A 1,285-nucleotide genomic window follows, 5' to 3' on the forward strand; every position below is an offset into this window, starting at 1 on the left:
TCCTTGGGCTTGGCGATTTTGGGGCCGCGTATGCTTTTGGCAACCTGTTTGGGCTTGATATTCCTTGCCAGCGTCAACAAGCGCTGTGCCAGCGTTTCTGTGGTCGATTGAAGTGACAGATAATCCGACGGTAACGCGATCTGCATGCCCTCATAACCACTGCGCACTTGCACTGCCAAATGGAAAATCGATGCCTCCCATCCCTCTGGTTGCGTCTGGCGATGAGCCTGTTCAACGCTGCGCTTAAGCACTGACAAAACGTTGTAAGCCAACACGGCCGCGGCAAATCCCAGCAGAGCCGCCTTGGGGTTGCCCAGGCTTTCGATTTCACTGTCCAGCACCGATTCCAGGCGCTGGAACATCCCTTCGATACTCCAGCGACGACGATACAAATCGGCGATTTGCTCAGCGGTGATGGTGTCGGGCAAGTTGCTCCAGAACAACAGCATGGTGTCGCCTGAGTCGGTAGCTTTTTGCAGGTTCAGTTCAACACGCCGCCACTGACGTCCGCCTTTCACTTCGATGGTTTGCTCGCGCACGCTTCCCGCCTCGACCGCGACAGGTTCTTGCCAGTCGCTTTCCTGAAGCAGGCGCGGATGCTTACTCGGCTCACGAATAATGAAAGAAGCGCCAGCGTCTTCGCAGGCCTCCATGACCGGGAGCGTGCAATAGAGCCGATCAGCCATCCACAACTGGCCCCTACTGGCGTTTTGCAGCAACGGCAGCACACCGACGCGTTCACTGGCATAAGCATCTTCACAGGGCTGAAGATCGACGACCTGGTCGAGATCAGGGTCGTAAACCACGACCGAAAAACCAGGCCGGGCGGCGCCTCGTTCACGGCGCAAAGCGCTCAGACGTTTTTCGCTGGAAGGCAGGTGATTGCCGTCAACGACCCGCAGTTGCCAGCCAGGCAAAATGGCCGAACAGCCCAACTCTTCAATCATCGGTGCCAAACGTTGTGCACTGCCGGCTACCAAGGCGCGCAGCAGCGCAGGCTCTGTGCGGCTGACCTTGTCATAGAGCGCCGCCAAGCTGACAGGAAGATCCATCTGCCGTGCGGCGGCATGTAGCGACGGCCGCAAACCCAGTGAAACAAGGGACATAAGCTCAACGATGGTCGAAAATAAAAGCTCACGCGGGTACTGTCGTTGACGATGCTCTTCGAACACCTGATCGACCCACTCAGCTGTAACAGCCTGCTCCAACACCAATTTGGCCATGACACTGGCCGGTGCTTTTTTCTCGAACCGCGCTAAAACCTCTTCCCACATCGTCTCGTCGC

The 1,285-nt window shown here is 57.1% G+C and carries 1 protein-coding gene; it reads right to left on the bottom strand.

Annotated elements, in window-relative coordinates:
* A partial coding sequence (locus EYC95_RS30025) for an IS4 family transposase (RefSeq protein WP_131063539.1) occupies positions 1-1,223 on the bottom strand: 1,223 nt, incomplete at its 3' end.
* Positions 1,224-1,285: the final 62 nt, after the last annotated feature.

Origin of the sequence: Pseudomonas sp. BGI-2, from assembly GCF_004310295.1 — a bacterium.
Taxonomy (GTDB): Bacteria; Pseudomonadota; Gammaproteobacteria; order Pseudomonadales; family Pseudomonadaceae; genus Aquipseudomonas.